This window comes from Nostoc paludosum FACHB-159, from assembly GCF_014698835.1.
In the GTDB taxonomy this organism is placed as follows: Bacteria; Cyanobacteriota; Cyanobacteriia; order Cyanobacteriales; family Nostocaceae; genus Nostoc; species Nostoc paludosum.
This window is the reverse complement of record NZ_JACJTU010000005.1, coordinates 243,882-265,152: the sequence shown is the minus strand read 5'-3', so window position 1 is coordinate 265,152 and position 21,271 is coordinate 243,882. Positions and strand designations below refer to the sequence as shown.

The following is a 21,271-nucleotide window of genomic DNA, read 5'->3' as shown; positions in this document are numbered from 1 at the left end:
TAATTAGACTAGTCAGCTAAACAAAGCTAACTAGTTGATGATTTTGGATTTTGGATTTTGGATCTGTTTCACTCACCAGGGTCAATTATCAGCCAAAAAAATCTAAAATAGCCAATCTAAAATCTAAAATTCTTAATCAAAAGCAAAACGAGCTTAATTCATTACCCCTTTTAAGCCACTTGCCTCAATAGATTTGAGAGCAAGGAGTCCACAAACTGTACGTGTTTGTGTGGTCAATTTTTAAATAGATAGCTTCTTTGGTTAGTCATATTTAGGCTATCCCTCTAAATACGAAGTTTCATCGATTGAGTGACCTCATTAAGTTTACCTAGTCCAAGCTTTTGGACTAAAAACTCCTTTTTTGCATCCAAGAATTTGGGTGTGAAATAGCAGGTATACAAATATAAATTTGTATACCTGCTGCACACTTTTACGTTGGATTGAATGTGATGACTGATTTTAACTTCATCTTAACTATCTGTATTGTAGCGGTAGGTTATCTATCTAGTATTTATCTGTGGATAGAGTTTTCTCAAAACTCAAATGACTGATTTGATAGATACAACAACCGCAAAAATTCAGAAGTAAGCAGTTAGAATCCAGCTTTGAATTGAAAAATCAAGGGTGCTATAAATTCTCAATTTTCCTGTTGATTATTAGGCTTAAATCTCAAAGTCGTCTCAATTCAGTATTCTGGATTCTGACTGCTTCCCAATAATTCGCAATTCATAATGACGCTGGAATACTCAATCTCAGCGTTAGCTCACCATATCCGTTAGGAGAAGGCTTCAGTCGCAGGTAACATAATTTTTACCCCACAGCTTCAGTCGCAGGATTGAAATAATGACACTACACATTTTTATGTTTTCATTGATGAATCAAGAGGCTTGTACCTATTTAATTAAGAATTACGAATTAGTAATTGTCTGGTCAAGAGTTCAGCTAGATATGTTAAGTAATCATCTGTTCTCATTTGTTGCTCAGCAATAGCATTATGAGTGAAAATTTATAAATAAGTTTGAGATGCTTTCTACAACAAATGAAAAAATATTGAGTTTTTTACCAGAAATTAGTACAAACAGAGAACTACAAATTTGGTTTATAGGTTTGGTAGTTGGATTTTGCATATTCATATTTGGTCGTCTCATGATTTCGTTAACAAATTTACTGGTGAAGAAATTGAATTTTCTGCCAATTACTGATGTATACCAAAAATTAATTAAGCCAAATCAAGACTTATTGATTGTGGTAATTGTTATTGCGAATTTTGAGTTATTTGTATCGTTCTTACCCCAAAATCGCTGGACAAATCCGCTAGAAATTATTGTTAGCTTAACTTTGGCGATCGCCATTAGTTGGTTAGCTTCACAAATCTTTCAAAAATTCTTTGATTTTTATTTATTAAATGCTGCTTTCAAAAGCGGTCAAAAAATCAGCGGCGAGCTACTTATCCTCTTTAAATGGGTTGCCAATCTCATCATTATCTTTTTAGCAATTCTTATTTATGCTCAAACACATCAAATTAATCTTTTAGGACTATTAGCAAGTTTAGGAATCGGTGGTTTAGCAGTGGCCTTTGCTGCTCAAAAAACCTTAGAACAAATTTTAGGTGGTATTGTTCTATATTTAGATCGCCCCTTTGTAATTGATGATTATATTGGTCTTCCTGATGGTACTTTTGGGCGAGTTGAATCAATAGGCTTAAGGTCTACCAGAATTAGAACATCTGGTAAAGGAACTGTGATGATAGTTCCTAATAGTTCTCTCACTCAAGTGAATATTGAGAACTTTACTGGTGCCAAGAAAGTCATGTCAATTCTTTATTTGACTTTTCAGCAAACACTTAGCAGTGAAGAACGAGCTTTAATTCGTCAGGTTATTCTAGACAGTACAAATGGTATCTTTGGCATTGATTCCCGCAATACAGAAGTGACTTTTAAAGCTATTAATCATTTATCAGATCCAGAGGTAACCCAAGCACAAGTTACTTTCTTTATCTTAGGTTCTGGAGATGTGTCGATGGAATTACGCCGTCAACTGCTAAATATGGCAACTCAAAGCATCACTGAGTGCTTACAACAATATGGTATCGCTTTTGATATCGAAGAACCAACAATTTATGTTGACTCACCCATTACCATTTAAAAGTGATGAAAAACATTTCACAGATAATTCTGGAATTTTTACAACGTGGTAGCACAATATCAGCACTGTCCAGTTTTGGAGTATTTCTAATTTTTATTCTCCTGTCTTTACTGATAGGACGATATACTCCGACATTCTTGCGAATTATCATTCGACGTTTCGCACCGCAGCAAGTTGCGAGTATTTATAACAATTTAATCGATCCAATTAGAAATCTATTTAGAATCACAGGTAGTTTAATTCTCATTTCATTTTCTTTAGCCTGGATTATCGAATATAAATCTATCCATAGATTTCTTTCGACAATTATGGATTTATCTGTAATTGTCAGCTTAGCCTGGCTATCCTCTCGTTTATTCCGACAGTTTATTCGAGCCTATGGAATTGAGTTAGTGCGTAAGTTTGGGAGAGAAGTAGATGAATTACTTTTAGTATTTGAAACTCTCGCGAATGTCATTATTGGATTTATTGCTGTTTTGGCTTTTGCTCAGAGTCAAGAATTTAATTTGATTGGGCTATTAACTGGGTTAGGAATTGGGGGATTAGCTGTAGCTTTTGCTGCTCAAAAAACTCTAGAACAGTTGTTAGGAACAATAGTTTTATATTTAGATCGTCCCTTTGTTCCAGGAGAATATATTCGTTTACAGAAATCTCAACAAATTCCTGAAGGTTTGTTTGGGCGAGTTGAGTCAATTGGTATTCGTTCAACTAAAATTCGGGCTGCTGCTAAAAGTACTTTATCTATTATTCCGAATTCAATATTGGCAAACTTAGAAATTGAAAATATTACCCGCGGTAAGAAAGTTATGGTTTTACTTTACCTCGATTTTTTAGAGCTACTGCAAGAACGAGAACAGGCTTTAGTTGAGCAGGTAATTATTGAAAGTACTAACTCTCTATTTGGTATCGATCCAGGCAGCACTAGTATTAGTTTTTTAAATCATAATGAAGAAAAGCAAATCACCCGCACAAGAATAACATTTTTTATTTTAGGTTCTAGCGAAAATTCTCTGCAATTACGCAAGCGCTTATTAGAATTGGCAAATGAAAAAATTTCTAAACAGCTGTTTAAGAATGGAATTAAATTCACAATGCAAGAGCCGACAATTTATGTGGAATCGCCTGTAACTATTTGAATATTCCTTTTGGCAGTTTTTATCGTTTTTGATACATTAGATTAACTAGACTTATTCATTAAGTAGCTTTACGAATAGTTTGTTACTTACTAATGAATTATGATTAATTAAGTGAATTAATCAATAATTACGTTAGGAGTGACTGGTGAAGTATCCGAAAAACCAAAAATATCTAAATTTAGAAATTAAAGAAGCTAAAAAATTATTAGTTTTAGGTCTGGAAATTTTAATTTTAAATTTATTTAATATTTTACCAGTAAAGGCGGGAACAGAAGAACCTGTATTGACCGTAGTGCATAGCCAAGAAAATGCAAATCAATGGACAGGGATAAGCGATCGCTTACAAACATTAGGTGTGAAATATTGTGTAATTTCTCTAGATAATGTAAGGAGTCTGGCAGACTGGGGCGATCGCCGGATATTATTTTTGCCAAACGTCGAAACATTAACCCCAAGCCAAGCGATCGCTTTAGAAGAATGGATGAGTAAAGGAGGACGCTTAATTGCCAGCGGCCCTGCGGGTAGTTTGTCAGCGCCAGGAGTGCGCCAGTTATTGCGATCGCTCTTAGGGGGTTATTGGGGATTCAGCCTCAGTGGCACCCAAGAAATCAAACCTGCAAAAACTAAACTCCCAGGATGGGCAAATGAAACTGCACTCTTTGGCAAAGTGCGCGGTGGTGTTGTCATTCCCAACGACATGGGCACCGAATCTCGTGCCATTTGGGATTCCAAAGATAATCCCGCCGCAGTAGTCACCACAGAACGTTCTACATTTTTGGGCTGGCGCTGGGGAACCGATACAGCCTCAGCAGCAGAATTAGATAGTGCTTGGTTAAAAACCACCGTCAATTACTATTTGACAGCACCAGCACCATCAAATCGCATGAAAAAAATAGAAGGAGCTTCTCCGAGCTGCTCTACCAGTGTGGTGGCGGTAGGGGGGCAGGGGGGCAGGGGGGCAGGGGGGCAGGGGGGCAGAGGGGAAAAACTTACTGCAACTTCCCCTGTGCCCCGCGTCCCTGTGTCTTCTCCTCCGCGCGTCTCCACTCCTTCAAAAACTGCCACTGCTCCCCAACCAAGGCCGCTTGGTGTAGTCAAACCATCAACTTCCAAGGAAGCCATCGATCAATTAGAAGAAGCGGTGCGTTTAGATGTTGTACCCAATTCCAATGAGCCGATTAATCAAAACGAAGCGATCGCTCTCCAGCAAGAGTTAGAAAATCTCATTGGTCGGGTAGAAAGTGCCAATTTAGCGGTATCAGCTAATGCTACTGAGGTTGGGGAAGCTTCTGAAAATTTAGGAAAGATAGATGTCGAGTCTCTCAAACAACAAACTTTAATTACTTCAACCAGACCAGGCGCACTAGTCACTAGCAAAGAGCAAGCCTTGGAACAGGCGAAAGCGATCGCTCAAAACATACCCCAGCTGATTGCCCAAAAAAATTACGCTTTGGCTCGTCAGCAGTGGCTAATTGCTAAGAGGATTTTGTGGCAGCAGTTTCCTGTGGATCGCAGAATAGCTCAGCCAGAAATCCGCGCAGTTTGGTTAGACCGGGGGACAATTGTCCGTGCCGGTAGCAAAGCAGGACTAGCCGAGATTTTTGACCGACTGGCAGCAACCGGAATTAATACCGTCTTTTTTGAAACTGTTAACGCTGGCTACACAATTTATCCCAGCCAAGTCGCCAAAGAACAAAACCCATTAATTCGCGGTTGGGATCCCTTGGCAGATGCAGTCAAACTAGCCCATGAGCGTGACATGGAATTACACGCTTGGGTTTGGACTTTTGCTACTGGTAACCAACGTCACAATGAAATTATCAACGTTAATCCTAATTACCCAGGGCCAGTACTGGCTGCTCATCCCGATTGGGCAAACTACGATAACCTGGGCAACATGATTCCAGTTGGGCAAAGCAAGCCATTTTTAGACCCAGCTAACCCCGAAGTGCGACAGTATTTACTCAAGCTGTATGAGGAAATTGTCACCCGTTATGACGTGGATGGTCTACAGCTAGATTACATTCGTTACCCCTTCCAAGACCCGCTAGCAGGTCGAACTTATGGTTATGGAAAAGCTTCAAGAGCGCAGTTTCAGCAACTCACTGGTGTAGATCCAATGAATATTTCCCCCGCTCAACCAGAACTGTGGCAAAAATGGACGACATTTCGCACCGAACAAGTTGATAGCTTTGTTGCCCAATTATCACAGCAGTTGCGGCAAAAGCGAGGAAATTTGATTTTGTCAGTTGCTGTCTTTCCTTTGCCACAAACAGAACGGGTCGAGAAAATTCAACAAAACTGGGAAATTTGGGCAAGGCGAGGGGATGTAGATTTAATCGTTCCTATGACTTATGCTCTCGATACATCTCGGTTTCAACGACTGGCTCAACCTTGGATTGCCTCCAAACAATTAGGATCTGCCTTGTTAGTACCAGGAATTCGCTTACTTTCTTTGCCAACAATTGGAGCATTCGACCAACTCCAATTGGTAAGAGATTTGCCAGTTAGTGGTTATGCTCTGTTTGCCGCAGAGAATTTTAATAACGAACTCCAAAAACTTTTTATTAGTACCCAAGGTAGAGTTCAATCCACAACAACTGAACCTATTCCTCATCGCCAGCCTTTTCAAACTGCTGCTATTCGTTACACTGCACTGCAACGGGAATGGAAATTTGTTTTGCAAAATCAGCAATTGCCAATGCCTGCTCAAACAATTTCAGATTTTAACAACCAGGCAGAAGTTTTACGTACTGCTTTAAATCAGCTTGCCACTGCGCCTTCTGCTAGTAAATTACTAGTAGCCAGAGCCTCTCTGACTCGCTTTCAGTCTCAATTTCGAGTATTAATGAAGGAAGAAATCAAGTCAAATTCCTATCAGGTCAGAGTCTGGGAAAATCGGCTTGCAACCATAGAAAGGCTATTGCGTTATGGCGAAAAGCGGTTAGAGTTGCGTTAGTTGGGCGTTGGGAGGATGACTGTTGAGAGCCAGTTGCTAATAAAGCGGGTTCCGCGTTAGCGGTACGAGCCTCTTAACCCGTCCAACGCACTGGCTCCTGTTGACTGAAGGTTGACACAAGAGTTATTATTCCCCATCCCCCCATCCCCCATACCCAATCAACGTAGAAACTGCGTTGTATTCCTTAAAACTATTTTTCCAGTGTTTATACTTCAAAGATTACTAATTTTTTGTGGTCAAAATATTAGAAAATGCTTAAGTGAACAGCTTTAGATAACTATCTTTTGATAATAGCTATAGTAATAATCTATGCAAGCTTTATCTAAGTTTCTCAGGCTAGAAAGCTTAGAGTCAATAATAGACTGTTCGCCGCTAATAGTTGTGCCGGAAACACCACTATCAGATGCGATCGCCCTGATGGCAACACAGAGCAAAAGTATCTTAGTTGGGTCTTGTTCGCAGTTAGCGGGATACTTTACCAAGCACGATATTGTACAGCTTATAGCGTCAGGGACTGACTTGAAAACAGCTAAGATTTCTGAGGTGATGCATACCTCAGTGAAAACACTGAAACTCTCAGAATTTCAGGAAATATCCTCTGTCCTGTCACTTCTATGCCAGCAGCAGTTGGATATACTGCCAGTTGTAGATAATCAAGGTCAAGTCATTGGCGCAATTACTCCTGAGAGTATTTGTCAAGCACTGGCACAAGAAATAGATCAAACTACAGATAACTGCCAGCAAACTGAAGAACATCAGTGTTTGCTAGATTCAGGAGTCGTAAATGCTACACTTAGCAAAAATGAATCTGAAAAAATTCACGAATACGCTGAGATTGACGAGGATACCACGGCTTTTGAGGCACTAGGTGAAAGCGAACAGTGCTATTGCATCATGGCTGATACAGTACCTATGCTGATTTCCATGTCAGATAGTAACCCTTTGGGTAATTTTTTTTATCAATCTTGGCTAGAGTTCGCTGGAGGAACTCTAGAACAAAAATTAGGTTGCAGTTGCACGCCAGGTGTTGATTCAAAAGATGTCCAAAGCCATATCGATATTATTAGTTCTTTTGAGGTAGAACATCTGATTTTCCCTCAGCGGCAATGGCCTAAGTACAAATGGTTACCCAGACGCGCTATAGTACCTAAAGACATGACAGGCAAACCTAGCCGCCTCATTGGAGTTTCTGTGGATACTACCTCCCATGTACAGGCAAAAGAGGAACAACTGTGGCAATCCCAGCAAGCGGCGCTACAAAAATGCAAACTTCCTCAAGAAACACTCAAACATAGTGAAGAAAAATTCCGCAATTTAGTTGAAGCCAGCAGCGATTGGATATGGGAAATTGATGAAAATACAGTCTATACCTATGTCAGTCCGAAAATACGTGACATTTTAGGTTATGAACCAACGGAAATTTTAGGTAAAACACCCTTTGATTTGATGTCACCTGAAGAAGCTGAACGTGTGACTAAGATTTTCGCTCCGATCGCTGCCGCACAACAACCATTTAAATGTCTTAAAAATATTAATATTCATCAAGATGGCCATTTAGTTGTTCTCGAAAGTAGCGCAGTTCCAGTTTTCAGTGCTAAAGGGGAATTCCGTGGCTATCGCGGTGTAGATCGAGATATTACAGAGCGTAAGCAATCAGAAACTCCACTATTTGGGAGTCAACAAAAGCTGCAATATTTACTTTGTTTTAGCCCAGCTGTGATCTATACCTGCAAAATTTCTGGAGACTTCGGTGCGACATTTATTAGCGAAAACGTTACAACAATCACGGGACATGAACCACAAAAATTTATCGAAAATTCTAATTTTTGGGCTAGTCATATTCATCCAGAAGACAAAACCCAAGTGTTTGCTCAAGTTTCAGAGATATTGGAGCAAGGACAATACATAATAGAATACCGATTTTTACACCAAGACGGCATCTATCGTTGGATATACGACCAAGGAAAGCTAGTCCGAGATCGAGCTGGTAACCCTATGGAAATAGTAGGTTACTGGGTAGATATCACAGAACGTAAGCTATTAGAACAAGAACTTAGAGTAGCACTAGAAAAAGAAAAACAACTCAGCGAACTTAAATCTCGCTTTGTCTCCATGACTTCTCATGAATTCCGCACGCCTTTAACTACTATCCTTTCTTCTTGTGAGTTACTGGAACACTATCGCCACAAATGGAGCCAAGAAAAACAACTTACTCATTTGCATCGGATTCAAACCGCCGTCAAGCGGATGACTGAGATGTTGAATGACGTGTTAGTTATTGGTAAAGCGGGAACCGGTAAATTAGAGTATAGACCAACATCCTTTGATTTAGTCAAATACTGCCAACAGCTAGTGGAAGAAATACAAATGAATCTCAACAATCAGCGCTTGATTTCTTTCACCAGTCAATATGAATCTATACCTTGCTATATGGATGAGAAATTGTTGGGACACATTTTCAATAATTTACTATCAAATGCAATTAAATATTCCCCAGATGATAGCATTGTCAAGTTTAGTCTCATTTGTGAGGATGGGCAAGCACTATTTGAAATTCAAGATTGGGGCATTGGGATTCCAGAACAAGATCTACCGTTCCTCTTTGAATCATTTCATCGGGCCAGTAATGTCGGCAATATACTAGGCACGGGATTAGGACTGGCAATTGTCAAAAAGTGTATAGAGATTCATCAAGGTGAAATATTTGTTAAAAGTACAGAAGGTTTAGGAACTAAATTTACTGTGATTATAGCATTAAATAATCAAATATAACTTGAGGTTAATTATGCCAAAAATTTTAATAATTGAAGATGAAGAATCAGTTCGGGAAAACATATTAGATTTACTAGAAGCTGAAGATTTTGAAACTCTTGCCGCAGCCAATGGCAGAATCGGGTTAGATTTGGCCATTTCTGAAGTTCCTGATTTAATTTTGTGTGATATGATGATGCCAGAAATTGACGGTTATGGCGTGCTAACAGCATTACGTCAAGACCCAAATACGGCAACAATTCCCTTCATTTTCCTCACTGCTAAATCTGCCAAATCTGACTTTCGTCGAGGTATGGATCTGGGTGCAGATGACTATATAACTAAGCCATTCACTCGTGCTGAGTTATTAAGCGCCATCATGAATAGGTTAGAAAAATACGCTACTTTAAAAAGATATTTATCTGCTCAGAATGCAACTCACAACTTGTCTCCGAAAATGCAGTTGTTAGAAATTAGCTTGCATCGGGCAATCAAGCAACACAATTTTCAAGAGTTTGAAATTTATTATCAACCAATAGTGGATATTGTTTCTGGGAAGATAGTAGCCGCTGAAAGTTTGTTGCGCTGGCAAAGCCCAGAATTGGGAACAATTTATCCGACAGAATTTATTCCCATCGCTGAGTCTACAGGTTTAATTGTTCCGATTGGCAAATGGGTGTTAAAAAGAGTGTGCCAGCAAATTAAAAGCTGGCGAGATGATGCGGGAATTTATTCATTGAAGATTGCTGTGAATTTATCGGTGATTGAATTTAATCAACCAGATTTTATCCATAAAATAGTAAATTTTATAGAAACCAATGATTTGGAAGCAGATTGTTTAGAATTAGAACTCACTGAAAGCATGATTATGCAAGATGTGAATAGCGCGATCGCCACTATGAATAAATTGCGTTCTCTAGGTGTGAAAATAGCGATCGATGATTTTGGTACAGGCTACTCTTCTTTAATTTACCTGAAAAATTTACCAATTAATACTTTAAAAATTGACCGTTACTTTATCCATAATGTTGCCAACGACCTGCAAAAATCAGCCATTACCAAAGCACTAATTCAAATGGCTCATAATCTCAACCTTAATGTAGTTGCCGAAGGTGTAGAAGCCGAAGCCGAACTAGCTTTTTTGCGCCAACACAACTGTAATTCTATGCAAGGTTTTCTATTTAGTCGTCCATTACCAGCAGCTGAATTTGAAAATTTTTTATTGACAAATAAATGTTTATACGCCTGAAGATAGCGCATTGGGAGTTTTAACTGTTGATTGTTAACTGATTTATTATTTGTCCCTTTGCCTCTTCCTATCCCCAATCCTAAGAAAAATCGGACTTTAGACTGGCGACAATTATTAAGTTTCAAGTCTACAGTATAAAAATTGTGTATAGTGTTTACCATCATGAAAGCTTCTGCGCGTTTCTTGCTGCCAGTTTTTTTACTCATTTTGGTAGCAGCGTGTAACCAGACTCGCGCCTCTTCAGATAATCCACCACCGCAAACATCTGTATCTGCTGCCGAACTGGCACAAAATCCTACAAAGTCGAAAAATATCATTCGCACTGAAGCATTTTCACCTAAACCTATCCGAATTAATCTCAAGAACTTACCAGCACCCTTCGCAACAGAAAGTGCGTCTAAGCGCCCTGAGGTTGTACGCATTCCTGAAGATCCAGTACTACGCCTACCACCAGGCTTTACAGTTAATGTCTTTGCCGAAGACCTAAATGCCCCACGCTGGCTAGCTTTAACCCCTAGTGGTGATGTACTAGTGACTGAAACCGGGCAAAATCGTATTCGTCTGTTGCGTGACAGCAATGGCGATGGGGTAGCCGATGTGCGAGAAACCTTTGCTACCAGGAAAAACGGACTCAATCGACCCTTTGGCATGGCTTTTGCTGGTGATTCCTTCTTTCTGGGAAACACAGATGCTGTATTGCGTTTTCCCTATACTGAAGGTGAAAACAAAATTACAGGTAATGGGCAAAAAATTGCTGACTTGCCTGCTGAAGGTTATAACAATCATTGGACGCGCAATGTTGTTGTCTCGCCTGATGGCAATAAATTATATGTATCAGTTGGTTCTGGAACCAACGTAGATGAAGAACCTTTACCACGGGCTTCAGTGCAGGTGATGAATTTGGATGGTTCCCAACAGCAGACCTTCGCTTCCGGTTTGCGTAACCCTGTTGGTCTGGATTTTCATCCTGTAACTAAGGAACTTTACACTACAGTTAACGAACGGGATGGAATTGGTGATGATTTAGTACCAGATTATTTCACACGCATCCGACAAGGAGAATTCTACGGCTGGCCTTATGCTTACTTGACGCCAAATAACCTCGATCCGCGTCAAAAAAATAACGATCGAAGTAAACGCCCCGACTTAGCAGCCCTTACCAAAACACCGGATGTGCTGTTTCAGGCACACTCAGCAGCATTGGGTTTGCAGTTTTATGATGGTAAGACATTTCCACAAAAGTACCGCAACGGTGCTTTTTCTGCTTTTCGTGGTTCTTGGAATCGCGATCGCGGTACTGGTTACAAAGTCGTGTTTGTTCCTTTTGATGCAAAAGGAGAACCACAAGGGTATTACGAAGATTTTCTCACCGGATTTTTGCTCAATCCCTCTGTACCAACTACTTGGGGACGACCCGTAGGTTTACTCGTCTTACCAGACGGCAGTCTACTAGTAACAGAAGAAGCCAATAATCGGATTTATAGGATTCAGTATACAGGAGGCTAGTTTGAAAACGGGGAGTGTGGGGAGATGGGGGAGTGTGGGGAGATGGGGGAGTGTGGGGAGTGTGGGGAGAGAGGGGGATGGGGGAGTGTGGGGAGAGAGGGGGGAAAGATTTTTTCCCACACCTCCCACACCTCCCACACCTCCCACCCCTCCCACCCCTCCCACACCTCCCACACCTCCCACCCCTCCCACACCCCCCACACCTCCCACCCCTCCCACACCTCCTGCTTGCCCCATGCCCTAAGTCCTTTTTTTATCAAGAATTCCTATCCGGATTTACTGACTTTAGGCTAGATTATTGACAAATATTAATAATCATTGATGTGAGAGATTAGTTATGACTCTGAATGAAAATAATACTCAGTCTAATATTAATGAAGTGTCTTCACATTCAGGTACACGATATTGGGGTAATGTGGAGGTGATTGAAGAGGGAGAAACCTATAGAATTAGTCGCGTTGAAATTAAACCCAGACACGGCATTAAACCACAAATCCATTATCATCGTCATGAACACTGGGTTGTAGTCTCAGGTGTAGCTAAAGTCACTTGTGGCGAACAAGAAATCCTACTCAATCGCAACCAGTCAACTTATGTTCCCGCAGCAACACTGCATAAAGTAGAAAACCCTGGTCATATTCCATTAGTTATTTTAGAAATTCAAAATGGCGAGTACTTAGGAGAGGACGATACAGAACGCCCCTATGAACTAAATTTGGTCAAGTCTGTAAGTGAAAATGAATAAGGGCATGGGGCATGGGGCATGGGGAAATGAGGGAGATGAGGAAGTGTGGGGAGTGTGGGGAGTGTGGGGGGAAAGATTTCTTCCCCATCCTCCCACACCTCCCACACCTCCCACACTTCCTAGAATGCCCAATGCCCAATGCCCAAATAAATCAAAACCACCCTTCTTGTTCGAGGGTTTCAATCAACTGTAAGCCACGGGGATCGCCAACTCCCAGCAGTGAGGCTCTAGCATCTTCCCGTACTCCCAAATCTTCGTCTTCGGCAAAGGCTTGAATCAGAGCATCGATCGCTGTAGCATAAACTACGTTAGAAGGCAGTTCGCGGCACAGTTGACCAATTGCCCAAGCACTGTTACTCCGTACAGCTGCTACTGGGTCATTGACTAAGGCTCCTATCAAGGGTGGTATGGCCCCAATAATTGCTTCATAACTTACTTCTGCCATTTGCGCTAGGGCGCTAGCAGCCCACAAACGCACTGCGGAAATGTCAGTTTTTAAGGCGTCTGCTAGGGGTGCTAAACAACGGCGATCGCGACAGTTTCCTAAAGCCCAAACAACGCCTTTACGCACATAGCCATTCCATTCCCGGTTCAATTGAGCAATTAACGGAGTCACTGCTTCGGAACTAGGATTGCGTCCGATGCCATAAGCTGCGCTCACCCGCACTAAGGGACAGTTATCACTTAACAAGCGAATCAAATGGGGAGTAGCACGAGCATCTTCCAGATCGCAAAAAGCACGCGCCGCTAACATTCTTTGCTGGGGCTGGGGATTGTTTAGCAGGGCTAACATTAAATCTGGATCGGGCTTGGGTACTTCTGAGGAGGCAGTTAGCGGCTCTAATTTATCTAGGGGGCTTTCTAGCTCCTCCTCTGCATCAAGTAGGCTTAGATCGTCTTCGTCATACATAATTTCATTTCAATCCGTTTTGGGGATTAATACATAATCCCCCACGCTAATAATTTAAAGTTTTATATATATCAGTTGCATTATTGTACACTTACCGTTGTCCTTCGTTGAGTTTAATGCAAACGAGAACCGCCATAACTCAGGCGCTAAAGTATTTTATCGCTATCCTCTAATTTATTTTTGTGCATTCAGGAATTTTACCATCCATAGGGATTGGGTTTGATAACCTAATCGGTCGTAAAGATTTAATGCAGGTTTGTTTGATTGAAAAACTTGTAAGCCAATTTGGCGATCGCCTCTTTGAATCGCCCAATTTTCTATACATTGCATCAAAGCTGTACCAATACCCCGTCGCCGATGTTCTGGCGCAACATAAAGGACAAAGATGTGAGCATGACGATTACCTTGTACTTGGTCTATGGCATTGCCCACCCACAGGCAGGCGATGGGGGAAGAGGACGCGGGGATGGGGGGACGCGGGGACGCGGAGAGTAATTTCCCCGCGTCCCCGTGTCCCTCATTCTCCGCGTCTTCTTCAACCCACCACAAAGGTGTGTCGCTGGAGAAGTATTGCTTAACTGTTTGTTCTAGGTGGGAAAAATCTTGATTGGGGAAAAGATCCTGGTAAGTCCGCTGCATGAATTTCAGCAGTAGCGATCGATCTAAAGTTGAGCCACGGCGAATCAAATATCCAGGTAGTAATTGCTCAGACACTTCTGACGTTTATTAACTTAACTAGCTGACTTATGCGCTGGTGGTAAATCAGCGGGAGTTGGTTGAGAAGTTATACTTACCTCTTCAATTGGTGCTGGTGCTGCCATATCTGAAGGTAAAAATATGCGGGCGCTGACCGCCACTAGGGCAAAGACAAATACCAAAACAACAAGCAGTGGGGCGATGTATTGACGAAAAATAGCCATATTTTAATTGCAAACGGTTAACAGCTTTTATGAGAACCTAGCTGAAGATTTGTAAAGTATTCTTGTTTATTTTAGCGATTTTTTGGGCATGGGGCATTGGGCATGGGGCATTGGGCATTGTTTATTCTCCACGTCCCCGCGTCCCCGCGTCTTCCTCATCTCCCCATCTCCCTATCTCCCCATGCCCCGCTAAGATTGCCGATCGCCCTCTAAATCATCAAGTACTCTCTCGCAATACCAATTTTCCGGCATTCCAGGATAAGTTTCTCTTGCCTGTTCAATTAACCTGTCGGCAGCGGCGGTATCACCAGATAACCTGGCAATTAACCTGTTTTTGAGATAGCTATCAGATACATCCTCTTCTGCTTGGTTTGGTATTGGGCGATTTAGTGATGATGGTGATGACCGAGACTGTTCTCTCCGCAGTTGCCAAAATAAAACGTAATAAAGTGTACCAAAAATTAAAATTAGACTGAGTGTTCCGAAAAAAGTTAGGAGGTTAAAGGCTAGAAATCCTAGAACTAACTGTGAGAGAACATACCCAAGTAATAAACCAGTAAGCAAGAGGATGAATGTGCCGACAGCAATAACTACTTGATTCCCCATATATCCTCTTCTTCGTCGTCAAGTCCTGGTCTGGATACTGCCGCTGGCTGAGGGTTCCAAGGGGCAAATATTGGCAATAAAAGTAGTCCGGGGATAGCGGCGGCGATGGTTATTAAGAAAAATATAGGCCAACCTGTGCTTTGAGCGATCGCGCCTCCTGGTGCTGCGAGAATATCGCGGCTGACAGCCATTAAGCTAGAAAGCAAAGCATATTGAGTTGCGGAAAACCGCTGGTTACAAAGACTCATCAAAAAGGCAACAAAGGCTGCTGTCCCCAATCCACCACAAAATTGTTCTATGTTGATGGCAAGTACCATAGCTTGGTAATTTTTACCGATATATGCTAGGAAAAAGTAAGCTAAATTACTTACTGCTTGTAGAATACCAAAAACCCAAAGCGATCGATTGATGCCTATAGCGCTCAAAATTGAACCACCTGCTAGGGCGCCAACAATCGTTGCAATTAATCCCATACCAACTTGAATTGCCCCAATATCGGTTTTAGTGAAACCTGTTTGCAGCAAAAACGGCGTGGTCATATTGCTCAATAAAGCATCACCCAGTTTATAAAGGGTAATGAACACAAGAATTAAAATAGCGTACAAGATACCTTGACGCTGAAAGAATTCGCCAAATGGCAAGATGAAAGCATCCGCTAAGGAAGCGGGAGGGCTAACTTCCTTGGGTTCTGGTGCTAACAAGGTGGCAAAAATACCAATCAACATGATTCCTGCCATCAATAAGTAAACTGATGACCAAGGCATTCGATCGGCAAGTATCAAAGCTAAAGCACCTGCGACTAACAAAGCAATTCGATAACCTAAGATAAAAACCGCTGCACCAGCCCCCATTTCTAGTTTTTCCAAAACATCGGTGCGGTAGGCGTCAGCGGCGATATCTTGAGTTGCGCTGATAAAAGCAATCACTATGGCGTTGATGGCTAAAAGCTGTAATGCTTGTTTGGGTTGTTGAAAAGCCATGATGGCGATCGCGATCGCCAAACCAATCTGTGTCAAAATTAACCAACCCCGTCGTCGTCCTAAAAATGGCAGGGTTAACCCATCTATTAAAGGCGACCAGAAAAACTTCAAAGAATAAGGCAACGCGGCGAGGCTAAACCACCCAATAGCTGCTAAATCTACCTTTTCCACAGTCATCCAAGCCTTTAAGGTATTACCGATTAACAATAACGGTAAACCCGATGCAAAGCCCAAAAATAATAAAGCCGCCATTTTGCGACTACCGAAAACTTGCAGCAGCGATTCAATTTTCCTCATGGTTTTAACTTTTTGCCTCTTTTGAGGAAATCTCAGTCATGGTAATTGGAGTTTGGATAAAGTACAACAAAGCAATGAATAAATGTATCATCTAAACTAATCTTTATAAGAATTTGCGCGATCGCTGCCTCACTAATTGAGTATTAACCCCTATTGAAAGTTATGTGTAGTTTTCTGCAAACACACTAACTCACCAAGCAAGATTTACTCGCTCTAAATCAAAATTCAGGATACCTTTATAGCCCAATACACTTGGTTAAGAAAGTTTCTCTGTGGAGGCAAGGGAACTCTTAACAGGGAAGAACTATAGGAATCCGGCTTGATTCCTGAATAACTCGTAGAGGTAAGGGACTGGGGACTGGGGACTGGGGACTGGGAATAAAGGTGTACCTAGCTTCGTAAAAATTAAATATGAGTCCTATATATACTTACATGCATGGCGATGAAAAAATTTTCATCGGGACTGCCTTGGAGCCTCCTGCCTCCTGACTTGAAAATGCTATTTAGATGAGTATCTATATAGCTCAGTCCCATACCACATTTTCATGCTTGGCTGTGAAACTTGTTTCATCGGGACTGCCTTCTACTTATTAACTTTCTTGAATTGCATAAACCTCATGCCCTCTGATTTCTACTTTGTGTGCAGCGAGGCATTTTTTCCAACCTTCACGAGTACCGATATCGCTTTTGTCTTTGAGCAATCCTAATTCTTCTTCTTGTTGGGTGAGTTTAGCAAATTCTTCGTAACGTGGGTATGTGGTGGTAACAAATGTTTCTTTACGATGCAAAATCGGCGGATTTGCTCTAGTTTGATATTCTCGGTGAGTCACAGCTAGGCTTTTTAAGTCAATACCTATACTGGCTTGTAAAGCTGGATGGGGGTCAGTATCAAATTCTGGGTAAAAAAGATAGGATATTTGCGGTTGTTCAATGTGATATTTTATCAACGTGGCTCCATCTACACGGCCAATGGTGCGGCTAGCGCAGCCTTCGTAAATTCGCAGTAAAGGATCGAGGTCAGCAAGTGCTGAAACATGCACGTAAAGGGCACCGCGTGTGCGTTTACCAATTTTGCTTTTTTCACAAGCAGTTTGAATCACCCCAGTTTTGCCTAAGCTGAAAAGTTTTTGGTCAGCTACTTGACAGGCTTCTTCGTAACTACTAAAAAAGGCTTTGATGTCGTGACGCATTTCGGGCGATAGCTTCTGCCATGCAGGGCGGCGATCGAAGTGGGTGAGGGCAAGATATACTTGGATATCTAGAGAACGACGATAAGCGATCGCATCCCATTCTGCTTCGTCGGTAGCTTGTAAAACTACGCCAAAGGCACGGCGGAAGTTACCAAATTCCCTCAGTAATTCTTGTTCGTTTTCCAATTCGCCTTTTACAGGCAACCTACCGCGCTTGGTAAAAAAAGCCATGAGTGGTTGCAGTTGTTCTTGGTAATCTTCAAACCGCTTGGTGGGAATACGGACTCGCGGTGTAGAAGAGGTAGAAAAGAAACGGATAGCTTTGTAACTTTCTTTTTGGGCTTCATCTCGAAAAACAAAGTACACACCCAACGCTACAGGCACCGCATCCACATTGAGGACTTCATCAATATAAGTTTTGAGTTCTTCTTGTTCGTAATATTTCTGAAAAGTGTTGCGGCGAGTTACAATGCCATCGTTGTAAGCTAGCTGAGTTTTACTGGGAGCATTAACCAGTACTTGAGCTGCGACAATTAAAACTTGCTGGGTAAGTTCCCAAGCTTGGATGAGGCTTTGACGGCGTTCGTCTGCATCTTCGATGACGTTGAGGACATAACCCAAATTGACGACATCGGCGCGGGTACGTGGGACATCCGGATAGTAGTAAGGGTCCCAGCCGGCGCTGGTGTAGCCTAAGTTTGCTACTCGCTGCACATCACCACCGTAGCCACAACCGTAGTCAAAAAAGGTGGTGTCTTGATGCAGGATTGCCCATTCTATTGCCAATCGTACAGGACGGGAGATGTCAGTGCGAGCGATCGCAGCTCGATGGCGATCGATTTCTAACGCTTCAGGCATAAGGCTAATTCGTAATTCGTAATTCGTAATTCGTAATTCGTAATTAAGAAAGTTGGGTACATGCCGTTTTTTTACCCATTACCTTATATCCTTTCAATCTTTAATGGCCAGTTGAATTAAATCTTCAATTTTCTTGATATTTTGGTCGCCTGCTAAGTAACCGATACCGCGATGTAAGTGTAGGCGGAATTGGGTGGCGAGGGTTTCTTTGTCAGTATCATAGCCGTCATTGTGACAGCGTTGTTTGAGGGCGAGGAGGAGAATATCGGACATTTCCCCGCCAAACACGCGCCATGTCATCTCGACGTTACTATCTTGGGGAATTGGTACGGGGGAGGGTGGAGTGTGTTCTGCGAGGGAACGACAAAATGCCCAACGGCAGAGGATGTTCCATTGGTCAATTTTGGTGCTGCGTCTGAGTTTGAGAAGTTGGTCTTTCGCTGTTTGGGAAAGTTTTATTCTTTCAATTGGGGATTCCATAATAATTCGTAATTCGTAATTCGTAATTCGTAATTCGTAATTGATTTAGACTGAGACTCTAGGTTTTGTTTTAGATGCGGGAAACATAGATATTATGATTTAAAACAAAAATATGGTAACTAATAGTAGCATTACTGACCGGACAAGAAGTTTTGCAGTAAGAATTGTTAAAGCTTGTTGCTTTTTAGATGAAAAACCTGGAGTCTATCGAATTCTTTCTAAACAATTACTGCGTTCCGGTACTTCGATTGGTGCAAATGTTCGAGAAGCACAGTCTGCCCAATCTAATAAAGATTTTATCAATAAATTAGAAATTGCTTTAAAAGAAGCAAGAGAAACACAATACTGGCTAGAAATATTAATTGAATCCGAACTAGTGGAAAGGCACAAATTTCAAGGACTCCTCCAAGAGGCAAACGAAATTGGCAAAATTCTAGTTGCTTCTACCAAACGACTCAAAGCCAAATAATTACGAATTACGAATTACGAATTACGAACTACCAAAAGTAGCCTTTTTGTATAGTGGTTTGACGAGTAGCAGAGTCGTATTTGAGCAGATATTCACGGGCGATCGCTTCATTTTTTCTTAATGTTTCCACTTCTTTTGGCCCAATTTCAGTATCAGTAGAAAGGAGAATTACTTGATGGCTGGCTGCGGGGAAGTATTTTTCTACTAAGTTGTTGCGATGGGACGAGTCGAGTCTGCCAAGAGGCGTGTCAATGGCTACGGGTAAGCGCAGGCCAGAGACTTTGGCTAATCCCCAGAGAAAGGCGATCGCTAGTAATTGTTTTTCACCAGCCGAAAGGCGATGTTTGGGAACTGGTTTCCCATCGAAATCAAACAAAGATAAAGCAAAGGTTTTAGTATCAATAGCGATGCGAAATACTAAGTCAGATTTATGCAGTAGGTAGAGGAAACAATTCTTTACTTCTTCCTCTAATTTATTAAGCTTTCGCAGAGTTAATTTTTCTCGAAAAACCTTAAGTGTTTCTTGTACTTTCGAGGCTGAGGTAACGATATGTTCCCTATTCTTATGGTCTATATTTTTGTCAGTATAATCTTTTAATTCTTTTTTCGTTATTTCAATTGCGTCTGTTAATGCTGCTAATTTTTGGCGGGTTGTTTCGTAATTTGCTTTAGCTTGTACAACTTCTTTTTGTGCATCTTCCACAGCATCGCGCAGCTTTTGATAAGCTTCTGGTTCTGCTGCTGTCTGCACTTGTCTTTCTAACGTAATAATTTCTTCTTCTAGATTCTTGAGATTACCTAACTTCTGTTTTGCTATATTGCGAGCATTCTGTAAATGATATCTCATATTATCTAGTTGACTCAAACTTTCCTCATCGGCTAATAACCAAGGTGCTTCAGCTTGGAGTGAAATTGAATATAAATTATCTATATCCTCGGCTAAAAAAGATTGAATTTTATCGATTTGTGTTGAGGCGATCGCTAACTGACTTAACCATTCAAGTAAGCGTTTATCTCGCTCAAGCAAAACATCTCTAGCAAGTTGTACCTGCTGATTGCGAAATTCATTTGCTCCCTGTACTTCTACCTGACTTAATAAATTAGGAATTAATGCCAAAGGCAAAATATCAGCAGCTAATTCACACAATGATTGCCGAATTGTTTCTAATGCAGTAGTTTTTTCTTTTTGTTTTTCTTCTAACTGACTGCGTTCTCCAGCGATTTTACCACCCTCAGATACGAATTTATCTAAAGCTTCACGTTGAATAGTCTCTAATTCTTCAATTTGATTTTTGAAACTAGCTAGTTTTTGTTCTACCTCTTGATAATCTTCTTGCTGTTGTAATAACCTTTTTTCAATTTCTTCTAGGTTAGCTAAATCTTTTATATCAGCCATTTCTCTACGCTTTCGGTTGACTAAAACCTCCAAATCAAGTGCTAATTTATCTGCCAATTCTAGCCCTAATAGTCCGCGAATAGCTTCAATAACAAGTTGTGGTGGTGTTTCTTGTTCTGCCAGTTCTTTAACTTGTTCGCCATCAAATAAAAATAAATTAGAAATCCCTAAAGGCAGTAGATTTTCTATATAGTCGTCCCAAGTATTCACCAAAGATTCAACAGGCCAAGTATCGTCATCGCCTAAAATTCCTAAAGCATCTTTACCATCTTTAGGATTTTTTTCCCAAGTTCTAACAATACGATATTTTATTGGCTTATCATCTTCAATGTGTTCAAAAAGTAACTCAACTCGTGTTTTTTCAGCAGGGTTAGCTTTGCTATTAACACATTGATTTAAAAAATCACTGTAGCTCAGATTACCACGCGTTGAGCATTGAGCGCGTTGTCCATATAGGGCAAGACGAATCGCATCCATGAGAGTAGTTTTTCCACCGCCATTCATACCACCTAATAAGAGAATTGGCCGAGGATTTTCCTCAGTTCTTGGGTCAAGATTAATTACTTGTCGTCCAGAGTAAGGGCCAAAATTTTGTAATACGAGTTCGAGAAATATCATTTGTCTTTATAGATAATATATGGAGAAATCATTCCGGGCGAATGGAATTCGCGGCT

General features: G+C 41.1%; 18 protein-coding genes. 8 read left to right on the top strand and 10 right to left on the bottom strand.

Features of this window, described 5'->3' with window-relative positions:
- Positions 1-1,023: 1,023 nt before the first annotated feature.
- From H6H03_RS07615 to H6H03_RS07590, 6 genes are all read left to right on the top strand, one after another.
- Positions 1,024-2,145 (top strand): mechanosensitive ion channel family protein, encoded by a 1,122-nt coding sequence (locus H6H03_RS07615; protein WP_190954534.1) that lies wholly within the window; start codon positions 1,024-1,026, stop codon positions 2,143-2,145.
- A gap of 5 nt (positions 2,146-2,150) precedes the next feature.
- Positions 2,151-3,281, top strand: a complete 1,131-nt coding sequence (locus H6H03_RS07610) for a mechanosensitive ion channel family protein (RefSeq protein WP_190954533.1) — start codon at positions 2,151-2,153, stop codon at positions 3,279-3,281.
- 142 nt (positions 3,282-3,423) lie between these two features.
- Positions 3,424-6,240 carry a family 10 glycosylhydrolase gene (locus H6H03_RS07605; RefSeq protein WP_199338863.1) on the top strand — a complete coding sequence of 939 codons (2,817 nt, stop codon included), beginning with the start codon at positions 3,424-3,426 and terminating at the stop codon, positions 6,238-6,240.
- A 309-nt stretch (positions 6,241-6,549) separates the two neighbouring features.
- On the top strand, positions 6,550-9,012 hold the full coding sequence (locus tag H6H03_RS07600) for a PAS domain-containing protein (RefSeq protein ID WP_190954531.1): 2,463 nt from the start codon (positions 6,550-6,552) through the stop codon (positions 9,010-9,012).
- Positions 9,013-9,025: 13 nt separating this feature from the next.
- Entirely contained in the window at positions 9,026-10,240 is a 1,215-nt protein-coding gene (locus H6H03_RS07595) for an EAL domain-containing response regulator (protein WP_190954530.1), read from the top strand.
- A gap of 162 nt (positions 10,241-10,402) precedes the next feature.
- The gene (locus H6H03_RS07590) at positions 10,403-11,746 is read left to right on the top strand and encodes a PQQ-dependent sugar dehydrogenase (protein ID WP_190954529.1); all 1,344 of its coding nucleotides are present in this window, start codon (positions 10,403-10,405) and stop codon (positions 11,744-11,746) included.
- Here the strand turns inward: H6H03_RS07590 and H6H03_RS07585 are convergent.
- Positions 11,690-11,983, bottom strand: a complete 294-nt coding sequence (locus H6H03_RS07585) for a hypothetical protein (protein ID WP_190954528.1) — start codon at positions 11,981-11,983, stop codon at positions 11,690-11,692. The genes H6H03_RS07590 and H6H03_RS07585 overlap by 57 nt on opposite strands.
- Before the next feature lie 100 nt (positions 11,984-12,083).
- Between H6H03_RS07585 and H6H03_RS07580 the strand changes: the two genes are divergently transcribed.
- Positions 12,084-12,491: a phosphomannose isomerase type II C-terminal cupin domain gene (locus H6H03_RS07580; protein WP_190954527.1), complete on the top strand. Its 408-nt coding sequence runs from the start codon at positions 12,084-12,086 to the stop codon at positions 12,489-12,491.
- On the opposite strand, the gene H6H03_RS07575 is transcribed toward H6H03_RS07580, so the two are convergent.
- From H6H03_RS07575 to dndE, 8 genes are all read right to left on the bottom strand, one after another.
- The gene (locus tag H6H03_RS07575) at positions 12,456-12,674 is read right to left on the bottom strand and encodes a hypothetical protein (protein WP_190954526.1); all 219 of its coding nucleotides are present in this window, start codon (positions 12,672-12,674) and stop codon (positions 12,456-12,458) included. The two genes, H6H03_RS07580 and H6H03_RS07575, sit on opposite strands and share 36 nt — an antisense overlap.
- Positions 12,643-13,401: a HEAT repeat domain-containing protein gene (locus H6H03_RS07570; RefSeq protein WP_190954525.1), complete on the bottom strand. Its 759-nt coding sequence runs from the start codon at positions 13,399-13,401 to the stop codon at positions 12,643-12,645. Before H6H03_RS07570 ends, H6H03_RS07575 begins: the two co-directional genes overlap by 32 nt.
- A 174-nt stretch (positions 13,402-13,575) precedes the next feature.
- On the bottom strand, positions 13,576-14,115 hold the full coding sequence (locus H6H03_RS07565) for a GNAT family N-acetyltransferase (RefSeq protein ID WP_313931806.1): 540 nt from the start codon (positions 14,113-14,115) through the stop codon (positions 13,576-13,578).
- Positions 14,116-14,132: 17 nt separating this feature from the next.
- Positions 14,133-14,321, bottom strand: a complete 189-nt coding sequence (locus tag H6H03_RS07560) for a hypothetical protein (RefSeq protein WP_190954524.1) — start codon at positions 14,319-14,321, stop codon at positions 14,133-14,135.
- A gap of 189 nt (positions 14,322-14,510) precedes the next feature.
- A complete protein-coding gene (locus H6H03_RS07555) occupies positions 14,511-14,927 on the bottom strand; it encodes an ABC transporter permease (protein WP_190954523.1) in 417 nt (138 codons plus the stop codon).
- Positions 14,912-16,204 (bottom strand): AmpG family muropeptide MFS transporter, encoded by a 1,293-nt coding sequence (locus tag H6H03_RS07550; RefSeq protein ID WP_190954522.1) that lies wholly within the window; start codon positions 16,202-16,204, stop codon positions 14,912-14,914. Before H6H03_RS07550 ends, H6H03_RS07555 begins: the two co-directional genes overlap by 16 nt.
- Positions 16,205-16,794: 590 nt before the next feature.
- On the bottom strand, positions 16,795-18,252 hold the full coding sequence (locus H6H03_RS07545) for a DNA phosphorothioation-associated putative methyltransferase (RefSeq protein WP_190954521.1): 1,458 nt from the start codon (positions 18,250-18,252) through the stop codon (positions 16,795-16,797).
- A 93-nt stretch (positions 18,253-18,345) separates the two neighbouring features.
- On the bottom strand, positions 18,346-18,732 hold the full coding sequence (gene dndE, locus H6H03_RS07540; RefSeq protein WP_190954520.1) for a DNA sulfur modification protein DndE: 387 nt from the start codon (positions 18,730-18,732) through the stop codon (positions 18,346-18,348).
- 112 nt (positions 18,733-18,844) lie between these two features.
- Here dndE and H6H03_RS07535 point away from each other — a divergent pair, with 112 nt between their 5' ends.
- Positions 18,845-19,201, top strand: a complete 357-nt coding sequence (locus H6H03_RS07535) for a four helix bundle protein (protein WP_190954519.1) — start codon at positions 18,845-18,847, stop codon at positions 19,199-19,201.
- A gap of 28 nt (positions 19,202-19,229) precedes the next feature.
- Here the strand turns inward: H6H03_RS07535 and dndD are convergent, their stop codons facing one another.
- Positions 19,230-21,215 (bottom strand): DNA sulfur modification protein DndD, encoded by a 1,986-nt coding sequence (dndD, locus tag H6H03_RS07530; protein WP_190954518.1) that lies wholly within the window; start codon positions 21,213-21,215, stop codon positions 19,230-19,232.
- Positions 21,216-21,271: the final 56 nt, after the last annotated feature.